Genomic DNA, 18,908 nt, shown 5'->3' with positions numbered 1-18,908 from the left:
CTTTGATTCTTTGGTGAACGCCAGGGTACGCCCCGGAATTCCTAGACGGCCCGGGGGAGCGGCGCCGTCGTGCTCAGGACATCGGCCAGATGCCTCTCGACCACCGGCAGCACCTCGGCGACGGTGATGTCGCGGCCCAGCTCGTTGGAGAGCGAGGTCACGCCCGCGTCGCGGATGCCGCAGGGCACGATCCGGTCGAACCAGGTGTTGTCGGGGTCGCAGTTCAGCGCGAAGCCGTGCATGGTGACGCCCTTGGCGACGCGGATGCCGATCGCGGCCAGCTTGCGGTCCTCGCGGCGCTGCCCGGCGTTGGACGGCGCGTACTCCGGGCCGTTCAGCCGCGGGTCGAACTCCTCGTCGTGCAGCCGGGGGTCGAAGTCCAGCGTCATCCCGCCCACGGCCGGACGCTGGTCGACCGGGTCGCCCAGCACCCACACACCCGAGCGTCCCTCGACCCGGCTGGTCTCCACGCCGAACTCGGCGCAGACCCGGATCAGGGCCTCCTCCAGCCGGCGCACATGGGCGACCACGTCGACCGGCCGGGGCAGCTTCAGGATCGGGTACCCGACGAGCTGGCCGGGACCGTGCCAGGTGATCTTGCCGCCGCGGTCCACGTCCACCACGGGGGTGCCGTCCAGCGGGCGGTCGTTGTCGGAGGTACGCCGTCCCGCCGTGTAGACCGGCGGGTGTTCGAGCAGCAGACAGGTGTCGGGCACCTCGTCGGCGAACCGCGCCGCGTGCACCGCACGCTGCTCCTCCCAGGCCACGGTGTAATCGACCGCGTCGGCCCCGAAGCCCAGGTGGACGAAGCGCAGCTCGTCCGTCCCCGCGATGTCCTGCGGAAACCTCATGGCGACTCCTCTGCGTTGCTCGTTGTGCGCCTCTGCAACTGTACGGCCGGGGCTGGGATGCCCCGCGGGCGCCGTCGCCATACCACGCGGTCTGGGACCGATGAGGGTGATTTACCCGCTGATGGGAGCTGTTGTCACCCATTCAGGGGAATCTGAGGCGCAGGTCGTGAGCGACCCGGCACCGACCGTTACATTCGCGCCGTCCCGAGACCTCCCCAGGAAGTGGGCCGCACCGCCGATGACGGACCTCTCCACGCAGCGCGTTCCGACCCGTCCCAACAGCAGGCTCGCCTCGCTGATCGCCGAGGCGGGCTTCTCCAACGCGGGGCTCGCCCGCAGGGTCGACCAGCTCGGCCTGGAGCACGGCCTCGACCTGCGCTACGACAAGACCTCGGTGACCCGCTGGCTGCGCGGCCAGCAGCCGCGGGGCACCACGCCCGCGCTGATCGCGGAGGTGTTCACCCAGCGCCTGGGGCGGCGGCTGTCCGCGCAGGACCTCGGCCTCGACGCGTGCGCCCCGGTCTACGCGGGCCTGGAGTTCGCCGCGTCCCCGGCCGAGGCGGTGGACATCGTCAGCGGGCTGTGGCGCAAGGACACCGGCAACCACGCCGAGCTGCGCAAGATCGCCTTCACTCCGGCCGGTCTCGTGGTGCCCAGCCGGGACTGGCTGATCGGCCGCGCCGACGACAAGGTCGCCCGCACCGCGCCGGAACCCGAGCGCGCCGTCCGGGTGCCCGCGCAGAGCCGCGGCGGTCTGCCACAGCTCCCGCCGCCCCCCGCGATCGCGCCGCCCGGCAGGCCCGCCGCGCCGCCCCTGGACGGGTCCTGGGCGGCCCTCACGCCCGACGGGACGCGCGGCAGGGTCGGCGGCGGCGACGTGGCCGCGCTGCGCGCCGTCGGCGACCTGTTCCGCGGCCTGGACCACGCGTACGGCGGCGGCCACGCCCGCCAGGCCCTGGTGCGCTACCTGGAGCACGAGGCCGAGCCGATGCTGCGCGGCAGCTACGGGGAGGCGCTCGGCCGCAAGCTGTTCGGCGCGGTCGCCGACCTCACCAGGCTCGCGGGCTGGACCTCGTACGACATCGGCGCGCACGGCCTCGCGCAGCGGTACTTCGTCCAGTCGCTGCGGCTGGCCCAGGCGGCGGGCGACCGGGTCTACGGCGGGTATGTGCTGGTCACCATGAGCCGCCAGGCGGTCTATCTCGGGCACGGGCGGGAGGCGGTACAGCTCGCCCGGGTCGCCCAGCAGGGCGTCGGTTCCGGGGCGCCCTCGGTCGTCCAGGCGCTGCTGCACGCCGCCGAGGCGCGCGGGCACGGCCTGCTCGGCGAGGTCCGCGCCTGCACGGCGGCCCTCGCCCGGGCCGAGCGCTCGCTCGACCTGTCCCGCTCGGGCGACGACATGCCCTACTGGGCGCGCTTCTTCGACGAGGCGCAGCTCGCCGACGAGTTCGCGCACTGCCACCGCGACCTGCAGAACTACCGGGCCGCGGCCCAGCACGCCGAGCGCTCGCTGCAGTTGCGCGCGCCCGGTTACGCCCGCTCCCGGCTCTTCTGCAGCACCGTCCTGGCCGCGGCCAGGCTCGGGCTGGGCGAGGTGGACGCCGCGTGCGCGCTGGGCCTCGAGGTGATGCAGGCGGCGACCGAGATGCGGTCGGTCCGCGCGGTGGAGTACGTACGGGAGTTCGGCCGCCGCCTGGAGCCGTTCCGGGACGCGGCACCCGTGCGCAGGTTCCACGAGCGCGCGGTGGCCCTGGGGCTGCGCGGCGCGGGGTGACGGCTGACCCCCGGCCCCGGTGTCAGGTCCGGGGCCGGGGCCGGGCCTGGACCCGGGTCAGCGGGTTTCGCGGAACAGGACGTGCTCGCGCGCGACCGGGTCGTACTTGCGCAGCGTCATCCGGTCGGGGTCGCTGCGGCGGTTCTTACGGGTGACGTAGGTGTGGCCGGTGCCCGCGGTGGAGCGGAGGGTGACCACCGGGCGCTGGTCGCTGCGTGCCATGGGTGTCTCCTGGGGTATTAACGCACACGACAATCATGTGCACCCTGCTGAACGCGGACCCCCGCCCCGGCATTCCCGGCCCCCCCGTGCCCCGCGGGGACACCTCACGCGAGCAGCGCCCGCAGCACCCGGTCGGTGTCCTCCTCGGTGGTGCGCCAGTTGGAGAAGGCCGCCCGCAGGGCCGGGACGCCCGCGTAGACGGTGGGGGTGAGGAAGGCTTCGCCGGTGGCGGTGACGCGGTCGGCGAGGGCCGTGATCCGGGCCGGGGTCGGGTCGTCGGCCCGGGTGAAGCAGACGACGTTGAGCCGGACCGGGGCGAGCAGCCGGAACTCCGGGCGGGCCTCCAGCGCGTCGCCGAGGCGGCGGGCGCAGCGCACCGTGCGCTCGACGATCTCGCGGTGCCCGTCGGCGCCGTACGCGGCCAGCGCGAACCAGGCGGCCAGCGCCCGCAGCCGCCGCGAGTTCTCCGGGGTGAGGTGGAGGAAGTCCGGGTCGCCGCCGGGTCCGCCGAGATACGGGGACGCGTTGTGGAAGACGGCCGTCTGCAGGTCGCGGCGGCGGGTGAACTGCACGGCGGCGTCGTACGGCACGTTCAGCCACTTGTGCAGGTCGACGCAGACGGAGTCGGCCGCGGCCAGGCCCGCGGTGAGCGCCGCGTGCTCGGGGGAAAGCGCGGCGAAGCCGCCGAAGGCGGCGTCCACGTGCAGCCAGAACGGGAAGCGCTCGCGCAGCGCGGCGATCGCCGCCAGGTCGTCGAAGTCGACGGTGTTCACGGTGCCCGCGTTCGCCACGACGATCGCGGGCCGCCCGTCCAGCGCGGCGAGCGCGTCGGCCAGCCGGTCGACGTCCACGGCCTCGCGGCCGGGCAGCGTGGGGACCGTCCGCAGCCGGTCCCGGCCGATGCCGAGCAGCGACAGCGCCTTGCCGATGCTGGAGTGCGGGGTGCCGGACAGCACCTCGACCGGCCCCAGCGCGGCGACTCCGGCGTCCGTGACGCTCACGCCGAGCCGCTCACCGAGCCACTCCCGGCCGATGGCCAGGCCGACGGTGTTGGACATGGTCGCGCCGCTGACGAACGCGCCGCTGTGCGCGTCCCCGAGGCCGAACAGCTCGCCCAGCCAGCGCACGGTCTCCTTCTCCAGCGCCGCCGCGCTGGAGCCGACCGTGGACGAGCCGTTCTGGTCGTACGCCGCGGTCAGCCAGTCGCCCGCCAGCCCGGCGGGGGTGGCGCCCCCGGTGACGAACCCGAGATAGCGCGGCCCCGCGCTCGCCGACAGCCCCGGCTCCCAGCGCGCGGCGAACTCCGCCAGCGCCCCCTCGAACCCCGCCCCCGCCACGGGCAGCGGCGCCGCCTCCCCCCGCCAGGGGCCACGCGCCACCACCCGCCCGTCCAGCCCGCCCAGAAAGCGCGCCGCATGGTCCCGCGCCACCCCGAGCACTTCGGGCAGCCGCGCCAGATCGTCCGCGAGAAGAGGATGCATGCCCCGCAGCCTAGGCAGCGGCCGCTGCCGAGTCCCGGACCATTCGGCACCCTCTGGCCCGGTCACCGACGGGGCCCGCCGGGGCCGTCGGCCCGGCGGCCCCGGGCGTTGTGCCTACGCGGCGGTCTGCGGCCCGGAGCCGTCGCGGCGCGCCGCGACGGCGCCCGCCGAGCGCCCCGCCGTGCCGCGGTCCCGGCCGCCCCCGTGCGGCGGCCGGGCCGGTTGGGGCGGCTGTGCGCTAGGCCGCCGTCTCCTCCGTGTCCGCGTCCGGCTGTTCGGGCGCGGATCTCCGTGGTTCGGATCTGTCCGCCGGGGTGGAGGCCGGGGGGCGGCCCGCGTCGTGGAGGAGGCTGTGGGCGGCGCGGCGGGCGCTGAGGAGGGCGCCCTGGACGGTGCTGGTGTCGCGGTGGCCGCCGCAGACGTAGAGGCCCGCCAGCAGCCGGACGGGGCGCCGCAGGTCGTGCGGGGCGGGCATCGCGGCCACCGCCTCGGTGTCGTGATGGACCGCGAGCAGGTCCCAGCCGTCGGTGGACGTCTCGTACAGCTCGGCCAGATGGGCCCGCACCGTCTTGTCGGCGTCGCCGTCCGGGGGCGGGCCCAGGACCACGGAGGTGATCAGGGCGGCGCCCGCCGGAGCCCGGGAAGGATCGATCTCGCTGGCGGGCAGGGTGTGCGAGACCGGGCCGAGGCGGTCGGCGTCCAGGACGAGCACCGGCTCGCGGATCGGCGCCACGGGCGCCGCGTGGTGGAAGACGGTCACCTGGTGGAACGAGGGCACCCGCAGACCCGGCAGCAGCTCGGCCGCCGCGCGGGCGCCGGTGGCCACCAGCACCGCCCGGCACGGGAGTTCGGCGCCGTCCGCGGTCCGCACCGCGTTGGCCGCGACCCGCACCGCACGGGTCCCCAGCCGTACCGTGCCCGGGGGCAGCGCCGCCGCCAGCCGTTGCGGCACACTCGCCGCGCCCGCCACCGGCAGGCACGTACGGCCGCGGGCGAAACCGCGCAGCACCAGGTCCGCGCACCGGCTGGACGTCCGCAGCTCCGGATCGCACAGCAGCGCGGCCAGCAGCGGGCGCAGGAAGCCGTCGACGGTACGCGGCGCGAAACCGTGCCCCGCAAGGCCCCGCGCGGCGGTCGTCTCCGGGCGCGAGGTGAGCCGCGCGGTGGGCGTGCCCGCCAGCCGGTTGAGGGTGGTGCCGAGCCGCGCCTTGTCGAGCGTGGAGCCGATCGGGGCCCGGGCGGAACTGAACGCGGCGCGGGCGCCGCGCGGATCACCGACCCGGTAGCCGCGGCCTGCGGCCCGCACCAGCGCGCCCGGCGCCAGCGGGGCCAGCGGCAGCCCCCGCAGCCCCGGCGTGCGGCGCAGCTCCGGGTAGGACGTGTTGAGCAACTGCGGTCCGTGGTCCAGCCGGAAGCCGTCCACACTGTCGGTGGCCATCCGGCCGCCCACCCGTTCCGCGGCCTCCAGCACGGTGACCGACAGGCCCCCGTCGAGGAGATGGTGTGCCGCGGCGAGTCCGGAGATTCCGGCGCCGATCACGACGACATCCACCACTGCGGCGCCACCGTTCCGGCGTGCTGGTAAGAGCACGATGCCCCTCCCGAGGTCGGGTCCGATCCCCGCTGGCGTCAGCGCGCGTCCCGTACGCCGCTGAACGCTGGTAGGGGTCATGCCCCCAACGGCACCAACTGATGCGGCGTCAACCATCCCGATTCGGCCCTATTCGGCACCCAGTGCCGCGCGGACGGCCTGCTCGAACTCCGGGAAGGCGAAGGCGAATCCGGACTCCAGCAGCCGCTTGGGCCGTACCCGCTGGCTGCCGACGATGTCGGTGGCGAACTCGCCGATCACCAGCCGCAGTACGGGCGCGGGCACCTGCGCCACCGTCGGGCGGTGCAGCAACCGGCCCATCTCGGCGGTGATCTGACGATTGGTCAGCGGCTCGGGCGCGGTCAGGTTGACCGGGCCCGCCAGCGTCTCGGTGTCCAGCGCGTACCGCATCGCCGCGATCTCGTCGTGCAGCGCGATGAAGCTCCAGTACTGCCGCCCGTTCCCGAGCCGCCCGCCCAGCCCGGCCTTGAACAGCGGGAACAGCCGCGCCCAGGCGCCGCCCTTCGCCACGACCAGCCCCGTACGGGCGTGCACGGTACGGATTCCGGCGGCGCGGGCGGGATCAGCGGCCGCCTCCCACTCCTGGCACAGCTCGGCGAGGAACCCCTCGCCCGCCGGGCTGTCCTCGTCGACGTAGGCGTCGCCGGTCTCGCCGTAGAAGCCGATCGCGTTGCCGCACAGCAGCACCCGCGGCGGGGTCGCGAGCGAGGCGACGGCGCGGGCGATCGCCCCGGTGCCCAGCACCCGGCTGTCGCGCAGCTCCCGCTTGCGGCTGTCGGTCCAGCGGCGGTCGCCGATGCCGGCGCCCGCCAGGTGGACCACCGCCTCGCAGCCCTCGAGACCGGCGGTGTCGACCGTGCCCGCGTGCGGATCCCAGCGCACCTCACCGGGGTGCGCGGGCGCCCGCCTGACCAGCCGGACGACCTCGTGCCCGTCGGCCGTCAGCGACCCGGTGAGAGCGGAGCCGAGCAGACCAGAGGAACCCGTGACAGCGATACGCATGCCGCCATTGTGCCCGCCGCCGCTGTCCCGCCCCGGCGCCCGCGCCGCGCGGGCGGCGCGCCGCTCAGCCGAACCGCGACCAGAGCTGCGGGAAGCGCTCGGTCATCACCCGCTCGTCGTCCATGTCGAACGGCTCACCCTCCGGCCGCTCCTGCTGCGGCAGTTCGAGATCGGGCAGCCGCACCCCGGTGAGCTGCTCGTACGCCTCGTCGGCCGCGTACCCCAGGTCCTCGGCGTCGCCGTCCGTCTCCGGGTCGAACTCGGCGATCAGGAACGCCAGGTCGTCGGGGGAGTGCAGCGCGCCCTCGAAGACATGCCGTCCCTGGCCGATCAGCCAGCAGCGGAAGTAGTCGAAGGACTCGTCGTCGGCGCCGCCGAGCATGACGTCCGCCGCGCCCCACAGGTCCCAGCGGAACGCCCGGATGAACCGGGTCTCGAAGTGCCGGGCGAAGTCCACCACGGCCTCGGGGTCCCGCTGGGCCAGCCGCTCGACCAGCAGGTCGGCATGGTCCTCCGGATCGCCGTCCGCCGCCTCGCGGGTACTGTCGACGATCTCCCAGAACTCCGTCTCGTCCATCACTGGTCCAGCTTCCCGGTTGCCGGGCCCCGCCGCACGCCCAGAGCCCCGTATGCGTCCGTGTCGTTACGCACTCCGGGGCGGCGCTCCGTGCCTGCCCAGGTCGAGCTGGTACTCCACGGTGCGCCGCAGCGGGCGGAAACCGAGCGAGGTGTTGACGGCGAGCATGTGCCGGTTGTCGTCCGCGTTGTCCGTCTGGATCTCGGCGAGCCGCGGGTACACGCTGCCCACCAGCCGCAGCATCTCCGCCTTCACCCACAGGCCCAGGCCGTGCCCGCGGTGCGCGGGCAGCACGGCGGTGTCGTACTGCTGGGCGCGGCCCACCCCCTCGCCGGGCAGCACCAGCTCGGTGTACCCGGCGACCGAGCCGTCCGCCTCGCTGAGCGCGGCCACCGTCAGCAGCAGCTCGCCGCGCCGGGCGATCGCCTCGGCGATCTCCCTGACCCGGTCCACGTCCCACCGGACCTCGCCGAAGTCCATCTCGCCGACCGGCATGTCGTCCATGCCCTGCCGGGCCAGCGCGAAGCTCTCGGCCAGCTCGTCGGGCACCACGCCCGGCCAGGAGGTCAGGCGGTAGCCCGGGTGCGGCACCTGCGGCAGCTTGCGTATCCGCTCGGGCACCTCGTCCAGCGCCAGCCGCAGCCAGGTCAGCCGCAGCACCGGCAGGAAGTCACGGGTGGCCAGAAATCCCTCGTCGGGGGTGCCCGCCACCACCTCGGTGACCAGACTGCGGCAGCCCGCGCCGACCGCCGCCTCGGTGACCGTGGACAGCAGCCGGGAACCGGTGCCCATCCGCCGGTACGCCGGATGGACGGTCAGCCGCACCTCGGCCAGATGACTGCGCCCGGGATCGGTGAACACCCGCAGCGACGCGGTCGCCACCGCCTCGTCACGGGAGTTGCGTACCAGCCACAGCTGCGTCCTGCTGCGGGCGCTCGTGGCCGTCAGCTCCGCCTCGACGGCCGCCGCGGACGGTACCGGGTCACCCGGCCGGTCGTGCGCGAGAGCGGCCGCCCGCACCCGGTGCCAGGCGCGGAAATCATCGGCGGTGGGAGCCGTCAGCGGGCTGAGGTTAGCTGGCATCCGAGGGAACGTAGCCGGTCGCCGGAGAGGCCCGCAATCCCTTTCCGGACAGGAGATGCGGCCGGATACGGCGAGCGTGGTGGCGATTCACCGGTTTCAGGTGTTTCAGGTGTTTCAGGCGTTGCATGCGCCGCAGGGGCCACCTGTGCTACGCGCGTCCCACTGGCCACATGGACCCGCGGCCCGGTTCCCTCGGGACAGCACGATACGGCCGCGCGCACCCCTCCGCGCGCGGCCGTACCCCTCTGCTGCGTGAACGCCTCAGAGGCCGTACTTCTCGACGGCTTCCTTGACCGTGCCGGGCGTGACGTCGCCGCGCCGGGCGAGCGCGGCGAGTGCCGCGACCACCAGCGACTGCGGGTCGACCCCGAAGTGCCTGCGGGCCGCGTCACGGGTGTCGGACAGGCCGAACCCGTCGGTGCCCACGGACGTCCAGTCCTGCTCCACCCACGGCGCTATCTGGTCGGGCACGGCCCGCATCCAGTCGCTGACCGCGACCACGGGACCCGGAGCGCCCTCCAGCGCGCGGGTCACGTACGGCACCCGGTCCTCGCCGCGCAGCCGCGCCGCGTCGCACTCCAGCGCCTCGCGCCGCAGCTCGGTCCAGGACGGCGCGGACCAGACGTCGGCCGCCACCCCCCAGTCCTCGGCGAGCATCCGCTGGGCGTCCAGCGCCCAGTGGATCGCGGTGCCCGAGGCCAGCAGCTGCAGCCGGGCGGCGTCCTGCTGCTCGGGCTCGGCCGCCTCCTGGAAGCGGTAGAGGCCCTTGAGGATGCCCTCCTCCACGCCCTCGGGCATGGCGGGCTGCAGCTTCGGCTCGTTGTAGACCGTCAGGTAGTAGAAGACGTTCTGGTCCTCGCCGGGCGCGCCGGGACCGTACATCCGCCGCAGGCCCTCACGGACGATCACCGCGACCTCGTACGCGAACGCCGGGTCGTAGCTGAGCGCCGCCGGGTTGGTGGAGGCGATCAGATGCGAGTGGCCGTCGGCGTGCTGCAGGCCCTCGCCGGTCATCGTGGTGCGGCCCGCGGTGGCGCCGATCACGAAGCCGCGGCCGAGCTGGTCGGCCAGCGCCCAGAACTGGTCGGCGGTGCGCTGCCAGCCGAACATCGAGTAGAAGATGTAGAACGGGATCATCGGCTCGCCGTGGGTGGCGTACGACGTGGCCGCGGCCGTGAAGTCGGCGAGCGAACCGGCCTCGGTGATCCCCTCGTTGAGGATCTGGCCGTCCTTCGCCTCCTTGTAGTACAGCAGCTGGTCGCGGTCGACCGGGTCGTACGTCTGGCCCTTGGGCGAGTACAGACCCGCCGAGGGGAACAGCGACTCCATGCCGAAGGTGCGGGCCTCGTCGGGGACGATCGGCACCCAGCGGCGGCCGGTCTCCTTCTCCCGCATCAGGTCCTTGATCAGCCGGACGAACGCCATCGTGGTGGCGATCTCCTGGGTGCCCGAGCCCTGTTCGAGCGGCGCGTACACCTTGTCCGCGGGCAGCGGCAGCGGCTTGGGGGTGACCTTGCGGGCCGGCGCGGGACCGCCGAGCGCCGCCCGGCGCTCGCGCAGGTAGCGCAGCTCGGGGGAGTTCTCGCCGGGGTGCGCGTACGGCACCAGGTCGCCGTCCAGCGCGCTGTCCGGGATGGGAAGCTCCAGCAGGTCGCGCATCGTGCGGAACTGCGCGACGGTGAGCTTCTTCATCTGGTGGTTGGCGTTGCGGGACTCGAACCCGGCGCCGAGCGTGTAGCCCTTGACCGTCTGCGCGAGGATCACCGTCGGCGCGCCCTTGTGCTCGACGGCGGCCCGGTAGGCGGCGTAGACCTTGCGCGGCTCGTGTCCGGCGCGCGAGGTCTGGAACAGCTCCAGCAGCTTGGCGTCGGTGAGCCGGGCGCCGATCGCGCGCAGGTCCTGGTCGGCGCCGAAGAAGTGCTCGCGCACATAGGCGGCGTCGCGGGTGGCGTACGTCTGGAACTGCGCGTCGGGCACCTCGCGCAGCCGCCGCAGCAGCGCGCCCTCGGTGTCCAGGGCCAGCACCTCGTCCCAGGCGGCGCCCCACAGGGCCTTCACCACGTTCCAGCCCGCGGCGCGGAACTGGGACTCCAGCTCCTGCACGATCTTGAAGTTGGGGCGGACCGGGCCGTCGAGCCGCTGCAGGTTGCAGTTGATCACGAAGGTCAGGTTGTCCAGGCCCTCACGACCGGCCAGCGCGAGGGCGGCGGTCGACTCGGGCTCGTCCATCTCGCCGTCGCCGAGGAACGCCCACACGTGCGAGTCCGAGGTGTCCTTGATCCCGCGGTGCTCCAGGTAGCGGTTGAACCGCGCCTGGTAGATCGCGGAGAGCGGGCCGAGGCCCATCGACACGGTCGGGAACTCCCACAGCCAGGGCAGCCGGCGCGGGTGCGGGTACGAGGGCAGGCCGTCGCCGCCCGCCTCCTGGCGGAAGCGGTCGAGCTGGCCCTCGGTGAGCCGCCCGTCGAGGAACGCGCGGGCGTAGATACCGGGGGAGGCGTGGCCCTGGATGTAGAGCTGGTCACCGCTCGCGGTGCCGCCCTGTCCTTCCTTGCCACGGAAGAAGTGCTGGAACCCGGTCTCGTAGAGCCAGGCCGCCGAGGCGAAGGTGGCGATGTGGCCGCCGAGGCCCAGCTTGCTGCCGCGGGTGACCATCGCTGCCGCGTTCCACCGGTTCCACGCGGTGATCCGGCGCTCCATGGCCTCGTCGCCCGGGTACTCGGGCTCCGCGGCGGTCGGGATGGTGTTGAGGTACTCGGTCTCCAGCAGCGTCGGCACCGCGATCCCGGCGCCGGCGCTCTCCAGCGTGCGGCGCATCAGGTACGCGGCCCGGTGCGGACCCGCGGCTTTGGCGACGGCGTCGAGTGACGCCCGCCATTCCGCGGTCTCCTCGGGATCCCGGTCGGGGATCTGGTCGAGCTGACTCAGCCGTGACAGTCGTACGGCGTCGGGCATGGGTGGCCGCCTTCCGAACGGAGGGTGGGGTGGGAAGTGCGAGTCGGCACGACAGGTTCGCTCCCCGCGTTCGACGATACGCCTACGATCGATGATCGATCAACGGCTTCCGGCGGGTAATTTTGCAGGTGACACGGGGTGTCAACCTTCAAGGCACGGAGTGCCAGGTGGCTGCCGCCTGCGAACCCATGGAGGACGTGCCCCGTAGGGGCGCGGGGACGCGCGCTGCGCTTGCGGAGGCTCAGGCACCGGACGTGCCCCGAAGGGGCGCGGGGAACTGCGCGGCCCGCCCCCACCGGCCGGTGGTCCGAAGACAACGCGTCTGCCCCTCTGGGGCCGGTGGTGACCTGCAAGAGCGCGACGGCTGGTCGCGCAGTTCCCCGCGCCCCTACGGGGCGCCGTTAGACCTGGGGGGCGCAGCTGAGGACGTGGGATTTGATCAGGTCACAGATGGCGGGGTCGCGGCGGGTGAAGGCGTCGAGGATTTCCTGGTGGTCGGCGGCGTAGGCGCGCGGCGCGGGGCTGAGCCAGCGGATGGAGAGGGTCGTCCAGACCTCGATCCCGAGGGACTCCCAGGCGTGCAGGAGGACCGCGTTGTCCGCGGCGCGGACCACCTCGTGGTGGAAGGCCACGGTGTGCCGCACCTGCGCCTCCCCGTCCAGCTCCGCGTCCGCCCGCCGCAACGCGGCGACCTCGTGCTCCAGCGCCGACGGATCCCGCGCCAGCCGCTCGGCGGCCAGCTCGGCCGCCACCACCTCGAGCCCCGCCCGGACGGGATAACTCTCCTTGAGGTCCGCCGCCGTCAGGCTCCGCACCCGCACACCCTTGTTCGGCGCCGACTCGATCAGCCGTACCGTCTCCAGCTCGCGCAGCGCCTCCCGTACCGGCGTCTGGCTGACCTGCAGCTCCACCGCGATCCTGCGCTCCACGATCCGCTCGCCCGGCTTCCAGCGGCCGCTGACGATGCCTTCGAGGATGTGCTCGCGGATCTGCTCACGCAGGCTGTGGACGACCAGGTGCGGGGCGGCGCCAGGGGTCATGGGAGAGCGCTCCTTCACAGTTTGCGTGACATAGACGATACGACGCGGACGCAACGGTGCCTCCCGCGCGGACGGCGAAGCCCCCGTCCCGGACGCCGGGACGGGGGCTTCGCGGGCGTCACCGCCCTGGCGGCCTCACAGGCCGAGCTCGACCTCGAACTCGCCCGCCTCCAGGATCTCCTTGACGGCCGTCAGGTAACGGGCCGCGTCGGCGCCGTCCACCAGGCGGTGGTCGTAGGAGAGCGACAGGTACGTCATGTCACGGACACCGATGACCGTGCCGTCGGGGGTCTCGACGACCACCGGACGCTTGACCGTGGCACCGATGCCCAGAATGGCGGCCTGGTTCGGCGGCACGATGACCGTGTCGAACAGCGCACCGCGCGAGCCGGTGTTGCTGATCGTGAAGGTCGCGCCCGCCAGGTCGTCCGGGGTGATCTTGCTGGCCCGGACGTTGCCCGCCAGCTCGGCGGTCTTCTTGGCGATACCGGCGATGTTGAGGTCGCCCGCGCCCTTGATGACCGGGGTCATCAGACCGCGCTCGGAGTCCACCGCGATACCGATGTTCTCGGTGTCGAAGTAGGTGATCGTGCCCTCGTCCTCGTTGATCCGGGCGTTGACGATCGGGTGCGACTTCAGCGCCTGGGCCGCGGCCTTGACGTAGAAGGGCATCGGGGAGAGCTTGACGCCCTCGCGGGCCAGGAAGGCTTCCTTGGCCTGGCCGCGCAGCCGCATGACACGGGTGACGTCGACCTCGACCACGCTGGTGAGCTGCGCCTGCGAGTGCAGCGCCTTCATCATGTTGTCGCCGATGACCTTGCGCATCCGGGTCATCTTGACCGTCTGCCCACGCAGCGGGGAGACCGCGGCGGCGGCCTTCGGCGCGGCGGTGGGAGCGGCGGCCGGGGCGGCGGCGGCAGCGGCACGGGCCGCCTCCGCCGCGGTGATGACATCCTGCTTGCGGATCCGCCCGCCGACGCCGGTGCCACGCACCGAGCCGAGGTTCACACCGCTCTCGGCGGCGAGCTTGCGGACCAGCGGCGTGACGTACGCGCCGTCGTCACCGGACACCGCGGCCGGAGCCGGGGCGGCCGGAGCGGCGACCGGGGCGGGCGCCGGAGCCGGGGCCGGAGCGGCGGCCGCGGGGGCCGGGGTGGTCGCCACCGGAGCCGCGGCGGGCGCGGCCGGAGCCGGAGCCGGGGCGGGCGCCGGAGCGGCGGCAGCGGGAGCCGGGGCCGGGGCGGCGGGCGCGGGAGCCGCGGCCGGAGCCGCACCCGCGGCACCGACGACGGCCAGCCGGGCGCCGACCTCCGCGGTCTCGTCCTCGTTGACCAGGATCTCCAGCACGGTGCCGGCGACCGGGGAGGGGATCTCGGTGTCGACCTTGTCGGTCGAGACCTCGAGCAGCGGCTCGTCGGCCTCGACGGTCTCGCCGACCGCCTTCAGCCAGCGGGTCACGGTGCCCTCGGTGACCGACTCGCCGAGCGCGGGCAGCACGACATCGGTGCCGCTCGCGCCGCTGCCGCCGGCGGCGGCCTCGGCGGTCGGGGCGGGCGCGGGCGCGGCCTGCTCGGTGGAGGGAGCGGCCTGGGCGGGCTCGGCGGCCGCGGGAGCGGGAGCGGGCTCGGCCGCCGGTGCGGGGGCAGCGGCGGGGGCGCCGCTGCCGTCGTCGATGATGGCCAGCTCGGCGCCGACCTCGACCGTCTCGTCCTCGGCGACCTTGATGGACGCGAGCACACCCGCTGCGGGCGACGGGATCTCGGTGTCGACCTTGTCGGTCGAGACCTCGAGCAGCGGCTCGTCGGCCTCGACGCGCTCGCCCTCGGCCTTCAGCCAGCGGGTGACGGTGCCCTCGGTCACGCTCTCGCCGAGCGCCGGCAGGGTTACGGAAACCGCCATGGTTGCGGTTACTCCTAACGATCTGTGCGGATGGGGTGGCGTGGAGGAGGGGTCAGTCGTGCGAGTGCAGCGGCTTGCCCGCGAGTGCCAGGTGGGCCTCGCCGAGCGCCTCGCTCTGCGTCGGGTGTGCGTGGATGAGCTGCGCCACCTCGGCGGGCAGCGCCTCCCAGTTGTAGACGAGCTGAGCCTCGCCGACCTGCTCGCCCATCCGGTCACCGACCATGTGGACGCCCACGACGGCCCCGTCGCGCACCTGGACGAGCTTGACCTCACCGGAGGTCTTGAGGATCTTGCTCTTGCCGTTGCCCGCCAGGTTGTACTTCAGGGTGACGACCTTGTCGGCGCCGTACAGCTCCTTGGCCTTCGCCTCGGTGATACCGACGGAGGCGACCTCCGGGTGGCAGTACGTGACGCGCGGCACGCCGTCGTAGTCGATCGGCACGGCCTTCAGGCCGGCCAGCCGCTCTGCTACCAGGATGCCCTCTGCGAAGCCGACGTGCGCGAGCTGGAGCGTGGGCACCAGGTCGCCGACGGCGGAGATGGTCGGCACGTTGGTGCGCATGTACTCGTCGACCAGGACGTAGCCGCGGTCCATCGCGACGCCCTGCTCCTCGTACCCCAGACCCTGCGAGACCGGGCCGCGGCCGATCGCGACCAGCAGCACCTCGGCCTCGAAGGTCTTGCCGTCGGCCAGGGTGACCTTGACGCCGTCGGCGGTGTACTCGGCGCTCTGGAAGAAGGTGCCGAGGTTGAACTTGATGCCGCGCTTGCGGAAGGCCCGCTCCAGCAGCTTGGAGCTGTTCTCCTCCTCGACGGGCACCAGGTGCGGCAGCCCCTCGACGATGGTCACGTCGGTGCCGAAGGACTTCCACGCCGAGGCGAACTCGACGCCGATGACGCCGCCGCCCAGGATGATCGCCGACTGCGGCACGCGGTTGAGCACCAGCGCGTGGTCCGAGGAGATGATCCGGTCGCCGTCGATGGTCAGACCGGGCAGCGACTTCGGTACGGAGCCGGTCGCGAGCAGGACGTGACGTCCCTCGACCCGCTGGCCGTTCACATCGACCGAGGTGGGGGAGGACAGCCGCCCCTCGCCCTCGATGTACGTCACCTTGCGCGAGGCCACCAGACCCTGCAGACCCTTGTACAGGCCCGCGATCACGTCGTCCTTGTACTTGTGGACGGCGGCGATGTCGATGCCCTCGAAGGTGGCCTTCACACCGAACTGCTCGCTCTCGCGAGCCTGGTCCGCGATCTCACCGGCGTGCAGCAGCGCCTTGGTGGGAATGCAGCCGTTGTGCAGACAGGTGCCCCCGAGCTTGTTCTTCTCGATGAGGGCGACGTCCAGACCCAGTTGTGCGGCCCGCAGAGCGGCTGCGTAACCGCCGCTGCCGCCGCCGAGGATCACTAGGTCGAAAACAGTGCTGGCGTCGTTCGCCACGTCACGTCCTCCATGCATGGGTTCGCCGGAGCCGGTCCACCATGACCGGGCGGCGGCTTTGGTTCGGCCGCTTTGTCTCAAAGGGGGCCCTGTCGTGCCGAGACAACATCTTCGCACTTGTTGGCGGCCGACGGGCCACCGGGCCGTGAGGTGAGATGTACGAGACGGCCCCGGGCGCACCGCCCGGGGCCGTACGTGAGGTAAATCACGGGGCAGGGCCCATGACGGGCGCCCTGCGTCGCCGGGCACCCCGATGTAGCCATCGAGCCAAAGGTCGCGCCGGTGTCGAAAGGGAGAACGCGCGGAGTCCCCGAGGAACGAGGGGTCGAGCACGATCGACCGTCGACACCGGGTCTAAGCGACCGGAGGCGAGAGGGCGGCAATCAAGGCAGCAGGTCGCCGTCGGCGGTCTGCTGGGCGAGGCTGAAGAGGGTGCGGACGGCGCTGCCGGTGCCGCCCTTGGGGGTGTAGCCGAAGGGGGCGCCCTCGTGGAAGGCGGGGCCCGCGATGTCGAGGTGGGCCCAGGTGATGCCCTCGCCGACGAACTCCTTCAGGAAGAGTCCGGCGATCAGGCCGCCGCCCAGCCGCACGCCCATGTTGGCGATGTCGGCGGTGGGGGAGTCGAAGGTCTTGCGCAGCTCCTTGGGCAGCGGCATCGGCCAGGAGTCCTCGCCCTGGGCCAGCGCGGCCGCGTGCACCTTGCCGCGGAAGGCGTCGTCGTTGGACATGATGCCGAACCGGCCCTCGCCCAGCGCCAGCACCATCGCGCCGGTCAGCGTCGCCACGTCGACGATCGCGTCCGGGCTCTCCTCGGAGGCGCGGGCCAGCGCGTCGGCCAGCACCAGCCGGCCCTCGGCGTCGGTGTTGAGCACCTCCACCGTCGTACCGCTGTACATCCGCAGCACGTCGCCGGGGCGGACCGCGCCACCGCTGGGCATGTTCTCGGCCAGCGCCAGCCAGCCGGTGAGGTTGACCTCCAGACCGAGCTTGGCGGCGGCGACGATCGCGGCGAAGACGGCGGCGGCGCCGCTCATGTCGCACTTCATCGTCTCGTTGTGCCCGGCGGGCTTGAGCGAGATGCCGCCCGAGTCGTACGTGATGCCCTTGCCGACGAAGGCGAGGGTGCGGGTGGCCTTGGCATGGGTGTAGCCGATCCTGACCAGCCGCGGCGGGGTCGCCGAGCCCTGGCCGACGCCCATGATGCCGCCGTAGCCGCCCTTGAGCAGCGCCTTCTCGTCCATCACCTCGACCTTGAAGCCGTGCTCCTTGCCCGCGGCCTGGACGGCGGCGGCGAAGGACTTCGGGGTCAGGTCGTTCGGCGGGGTGTTGATCAGGTCGCGGGCCCGGTTGACCTCCGCGGCCACCGCGGCGGCGCGCTCGGCCGCGGCCTTGTGCGCCTTGTCGCGCGGCTTGGCGCCGACCACGGCCACCTCGCCCAGCGTGCTCCGGCCGTCCTTCTCCGCCTGGTACGCGGTGAAGGCGTACGCGCCGAGCAGGGCGCCGGTGGCGACCGCCTCGACGTCCGCCGCCTCGGCCGCGGGCAGCGCGAAGGCCGCCTTCTTGGCCCCGCCCAGGGCGCGCGCGGCGACACCGGCCGCCTTGCGCAGCGCCTCGGCGTCGAAGCCGGCGCCGTCCTGCGGGGCCTCGCCGAGACCGACCGCGACGACGATCGCGGCCTTCACACCGGAGGGCGCGGGCACCTTGGTGACCTCGCCCTCGGCGCCCGAGGCACCCAGGGCGTCGAGCGTCGTGGCGAGCTTCCCGTCGAACGCCTTGTCCACCGTTTCCGCGCCCGGCGCGACCTGCGGGCCCTTGGGACCCTTGGTCACGCCGACGACGACGGCGTCCGCGCGCAACGCTGCGGCGGCGGAAGTACTGAGAGTCAGAGCAGTCACGGTGGTGGAGGTCCTATTCGGTCGAGGTCCTGTCGGCGGCCGGTGGATGCCCCGGCCGGGGGCCGCTGGCATGGTATTCCGCCACATCAGTGGGGCGGCAATCCGGCGCCGACGACTTCCCGAGCCTACGCCCGCCCCACCCCACCTCAGGGCGTGTCCGGCGCACGCCCGCGGCGCGTGGCGGCACGGGGTGCTCCGGGCCCGCCGCCGGTGCCAACTCGGTGTGGCGGCAAGTGGTTCAGCGCAGCGCCAGGACCAGCAGTACGGCCGTGGCCCCGGTCTCGCACAGGGCGCCGAAGACGTCGCCGGTGACTCCGTCGAAGCGGTGCACACAGCGGCGCAGCAGTGCCTCCGCGGCGAGCAGGCCGAGCGTGGCGGCGGCCGCGGTGCGCAGCGCGCTGAGGCCGCCGAAGGGCAGCCCGACCGCCGCGGCCAGCAGTACGCCCGCCAGGCCGAGTGCCAGGGCCGCTCGTGGTGGCACCGCGCCCGCGACGGCCGCGCCCAGACCGCCCGGCCGGGCGGCGGGCACCCCGGCGCGGCAGGCGAGGGTCATGGCGGTACGGCCCAGCACCGCGGCCAGTACGGCGGCGGTGGCGCCGTACGCCCGGCTGTCGGCGAAGCAGGAGGCGAGCGCGGCGGTCTGGGTCAGCAGGACCAGGACGAGGGTCAGCACGCCGAACGGCCCGATGTCCGACTGCTTCATGATCCGCAGCGCGTCCTCCGCGGGCCTGCCGCTGCCGAGCCCGTCGGCGGCGTCGGCCAGTCCGTCCAGGTGCAGCCCACGGGTCAGCACCGCGGGCGCCGCGACGGTGCCGACCGCCGCGAGCAGCGGGCTCGCCCCCAGGACGGTGAGGCCCGTGCCGACGCCCGCCGCGACCGCGCCGACGACCACTCCCACGAGTGGCGCCGCCAGCATCCCGCCGCGCGCCGCCGGGCGGTCCCAGCGCCGTACCGCCACCGGCAGCACGCTGAGCGTGCCGAAGGCGAAGCGCAGGGCGTCGCCCACGGTGGGTGGAGCGGGGGCGGCGGGGACGGACTCGGTCACCGCGTGAGGCTATCGCGCGGGGTCAGGGCCA

The 18,908-nt window shown here is 73.6% G+C and carries 14 protein-coding genes; 1 reads left to right on the top strand and 13 read right to left on the bottom strand.

Annotated features, from left to right (window positions below):
* Window positions 1-41 precede the first annotated feature (41 nt).
* Window positions 42-851: a lipoyl(octanoyl) transferase LipB gene (gene lipB, locus AB0M29_RS35950; RefSeq protein WP_365390680.1), complete on the bottom strand. Its 810-nt coding sequence runs from the start codon at window positions 849-851 to the stop codon at window positions 42-44.
* A 238-nt stretch (window positions 852-1,089) separates the two neighbouring features.
* Here lipB and AB0M29_RS35945 point away from each other — a divergent pair, with 238 nt between their 5' ends.
* Window positions 1,090-2,625: a regulator gene (locus AB0M29_RS35945; RefSeq protein WP_365390678.1), complete on the top strand. Its 1,536-nt coding sequence runs from the start codon at window positions 1,090-1,092 to the stop codon at window positions 2,623-2,625.
* A 57-nt stretch (window positions 2,626-2,682) separates the two neighbouring features.
* Here AB0M29_RS35945 and rpmG read toward each other — a convergent pair whose 3' ends face one another.
* The 12 genes from rpmG to AB0M29_RS35885 all read right to left on the bottom strand — a co-directional run bounded on the left by rpmG (window position 2,683) and on the right by AB0M29_RS35885 (window position 18,877).
* Window positions 2,683-2,847 carry a 50S ribosomal protein L33 gene (gene rpmG / locus AB0M29_RS35940; RefSeq protein ID WP_365390676.1) on the bottom strand — a complete coding sequence of 55 codons (165 nt, stop codon included), beginning with the start codon at window positions 2,845-2,847 and terminating at the stop codon, window positions 2,683-2,685.
* A gap of 104 nt (window positions 2,848-2,951) precedes the next feature.
* Window positions 2,952-4,328 (bottom strand): pyridoxal-dependent decarboxylase, encoded by a 1,377-nt coding sequence (locus AB0M29_RS35935; RefSeq protein WP_365390674.1) that lies wholly within the window; start codon window positions 4,326-4,328, stop codon window positions 2,952-2,954.
* Window positions 4,329-4,566: 238 nt separating this feature from the next.
* Entirely contained in the window at window positions 4,567-5,919 is a 1,353-nt protein-coding gene (locus AB0M29_RS35930) for an NAD(P)/FAD-dependent oxidoreductase (protein ID WP_365390672.1), read from the bottom strand.
* A gap of 129 nt (window positions 5,920-6,048) precedes the next feature.
* Window positions 6,049-6,942 carry a TIGR01777 family oxidoreductase gene (locus AB0M29_RS35925; RefSeq protein ID WP_365390670.1) on the bottom strand — a complete coding sequence of 298 codons (894 nt, stop codon included), beginning with the start codon at window positions 6,940-6,942 and terminating at the stop codon, window positions 6,049-6,051.
* 64 nt (window positions 6,943-7,006) lie between these two features.
* Complete coding sequence (locus AB0M29_RS35920; RefSeq protein WP_365390668.1) at window positions 7,007-7,519, bottom strand: DUF4240 domain-containing protein; 513 nt, start codon at window positions 7,517-7,519, stop codon at window positions 7,007-7,009.
* Window positions 7,520-7,585: 66 nt separating this feature from the next.
* Window positions 7,586-8,602: a GNAT family N-acetyltransferase gene (locus AB0M29_RS35915; RefSeq protein WP_365390666.1), complete on the bottom strand. Its 1,017-nt coding sequence runs from the start codon at window positions 8,600-8,602 to the stop codon at window positions 7,586-7,588.
* Window positions 8,603-8,863: 261 nt separating this feature from the next.
* Entirely contained in the window at window positions 8,864-11,557 is a 2,694-nt protein-coding gene (gene aceE, locus AB0M29_RS35910) for a pyruvate dehydrogenase (acetyl-transferring), homodimeric type (protein WP_365390664.1), read from the bottom strand.
* 401 nt (window positions 11,558-11,958) lie between these two features.
* Window positions 11,959-12,597, bottom strand: a complete 639-nt coding sequence (locus tag AB0M29_RS35905) for a GntR family transcriptional regulator (RefSeq protein WP_365390663.1) — start codon at window positions 12,595-12,597, stop codon at window positions 11,959-11,961.
* A gap of 135 nt (window positions 12,598-12,732) precedes the next feature.
* Complete coding sequence (gene sucB / locus AB0M29_RS35900; RefSeq protein WP_365390661.1) at window positions 12,733-14,496, bottom strand: 2-oxoglutarate dehydrogenase, E2 component, dihydrolipoamide succinyltransferase; 1,764 nt, start codon at window positions 14,494-14,496, stop codon at window positions 12,733-12,735.
* A 52-nt stretch (window positions 14,497-14,548) separates the two neighbouring features.
* Window positions 14,549-15,937, bottom strand: coding sequence for a dihydrolipoyl dehydrogenase (lpdA, locus tag AB0M29_RS35895; RefSeq protein ID WP_365390659.1), 1,389 nt, complete (start codon window positions 15,935-15,937; stop codon window positions 14,549-14,551).
* Between the two features lie 383 nt (window positions 15,938-16,320).
* Window positions 16,321-17,832 carry a leucyl aminopeptidase gene (locus AB0M29_RS35890; protein WP_365390657.1) on the bottom strand — a complete coding sequence of 504 codons (1,512 nt, stop codon included), beginning with the start codon at window positions 17,830-17,832 and terminating at the stop codon, window positions 16,321-16,323.
* 238 nt (window positions 17,833-18,070) lie between these two features.
* Window positions 18,071-18,877: an adenosylcobinamide-GDP ribazoletransferase gene (locus AB0M29_RS35885; RefSeq protein ID WP_365390656.1), complete on the bottom strand. Its 807-nt coding sequence runs from the start codon at window positions 18,875-18,877 to the stop codon at window positions 18,071-18,073.
* Window positions 18,878-18,908 lie beyond the last annotated feature (31 nt).

Source organism: Streptomyces sp. NPDC051976 (assembly GCF_040680795.1).
Lineage (GTDB): Bacteria > Actinomycetota > Actinomycetes > Streptomycetales > Streptomycetaceae > Actinacidiphila.
The sequence above is the reverse complement of the archived record's forward strand: the minus strand, read 5'-3'. Positions and strand labels throughout refer to the sequence as shown.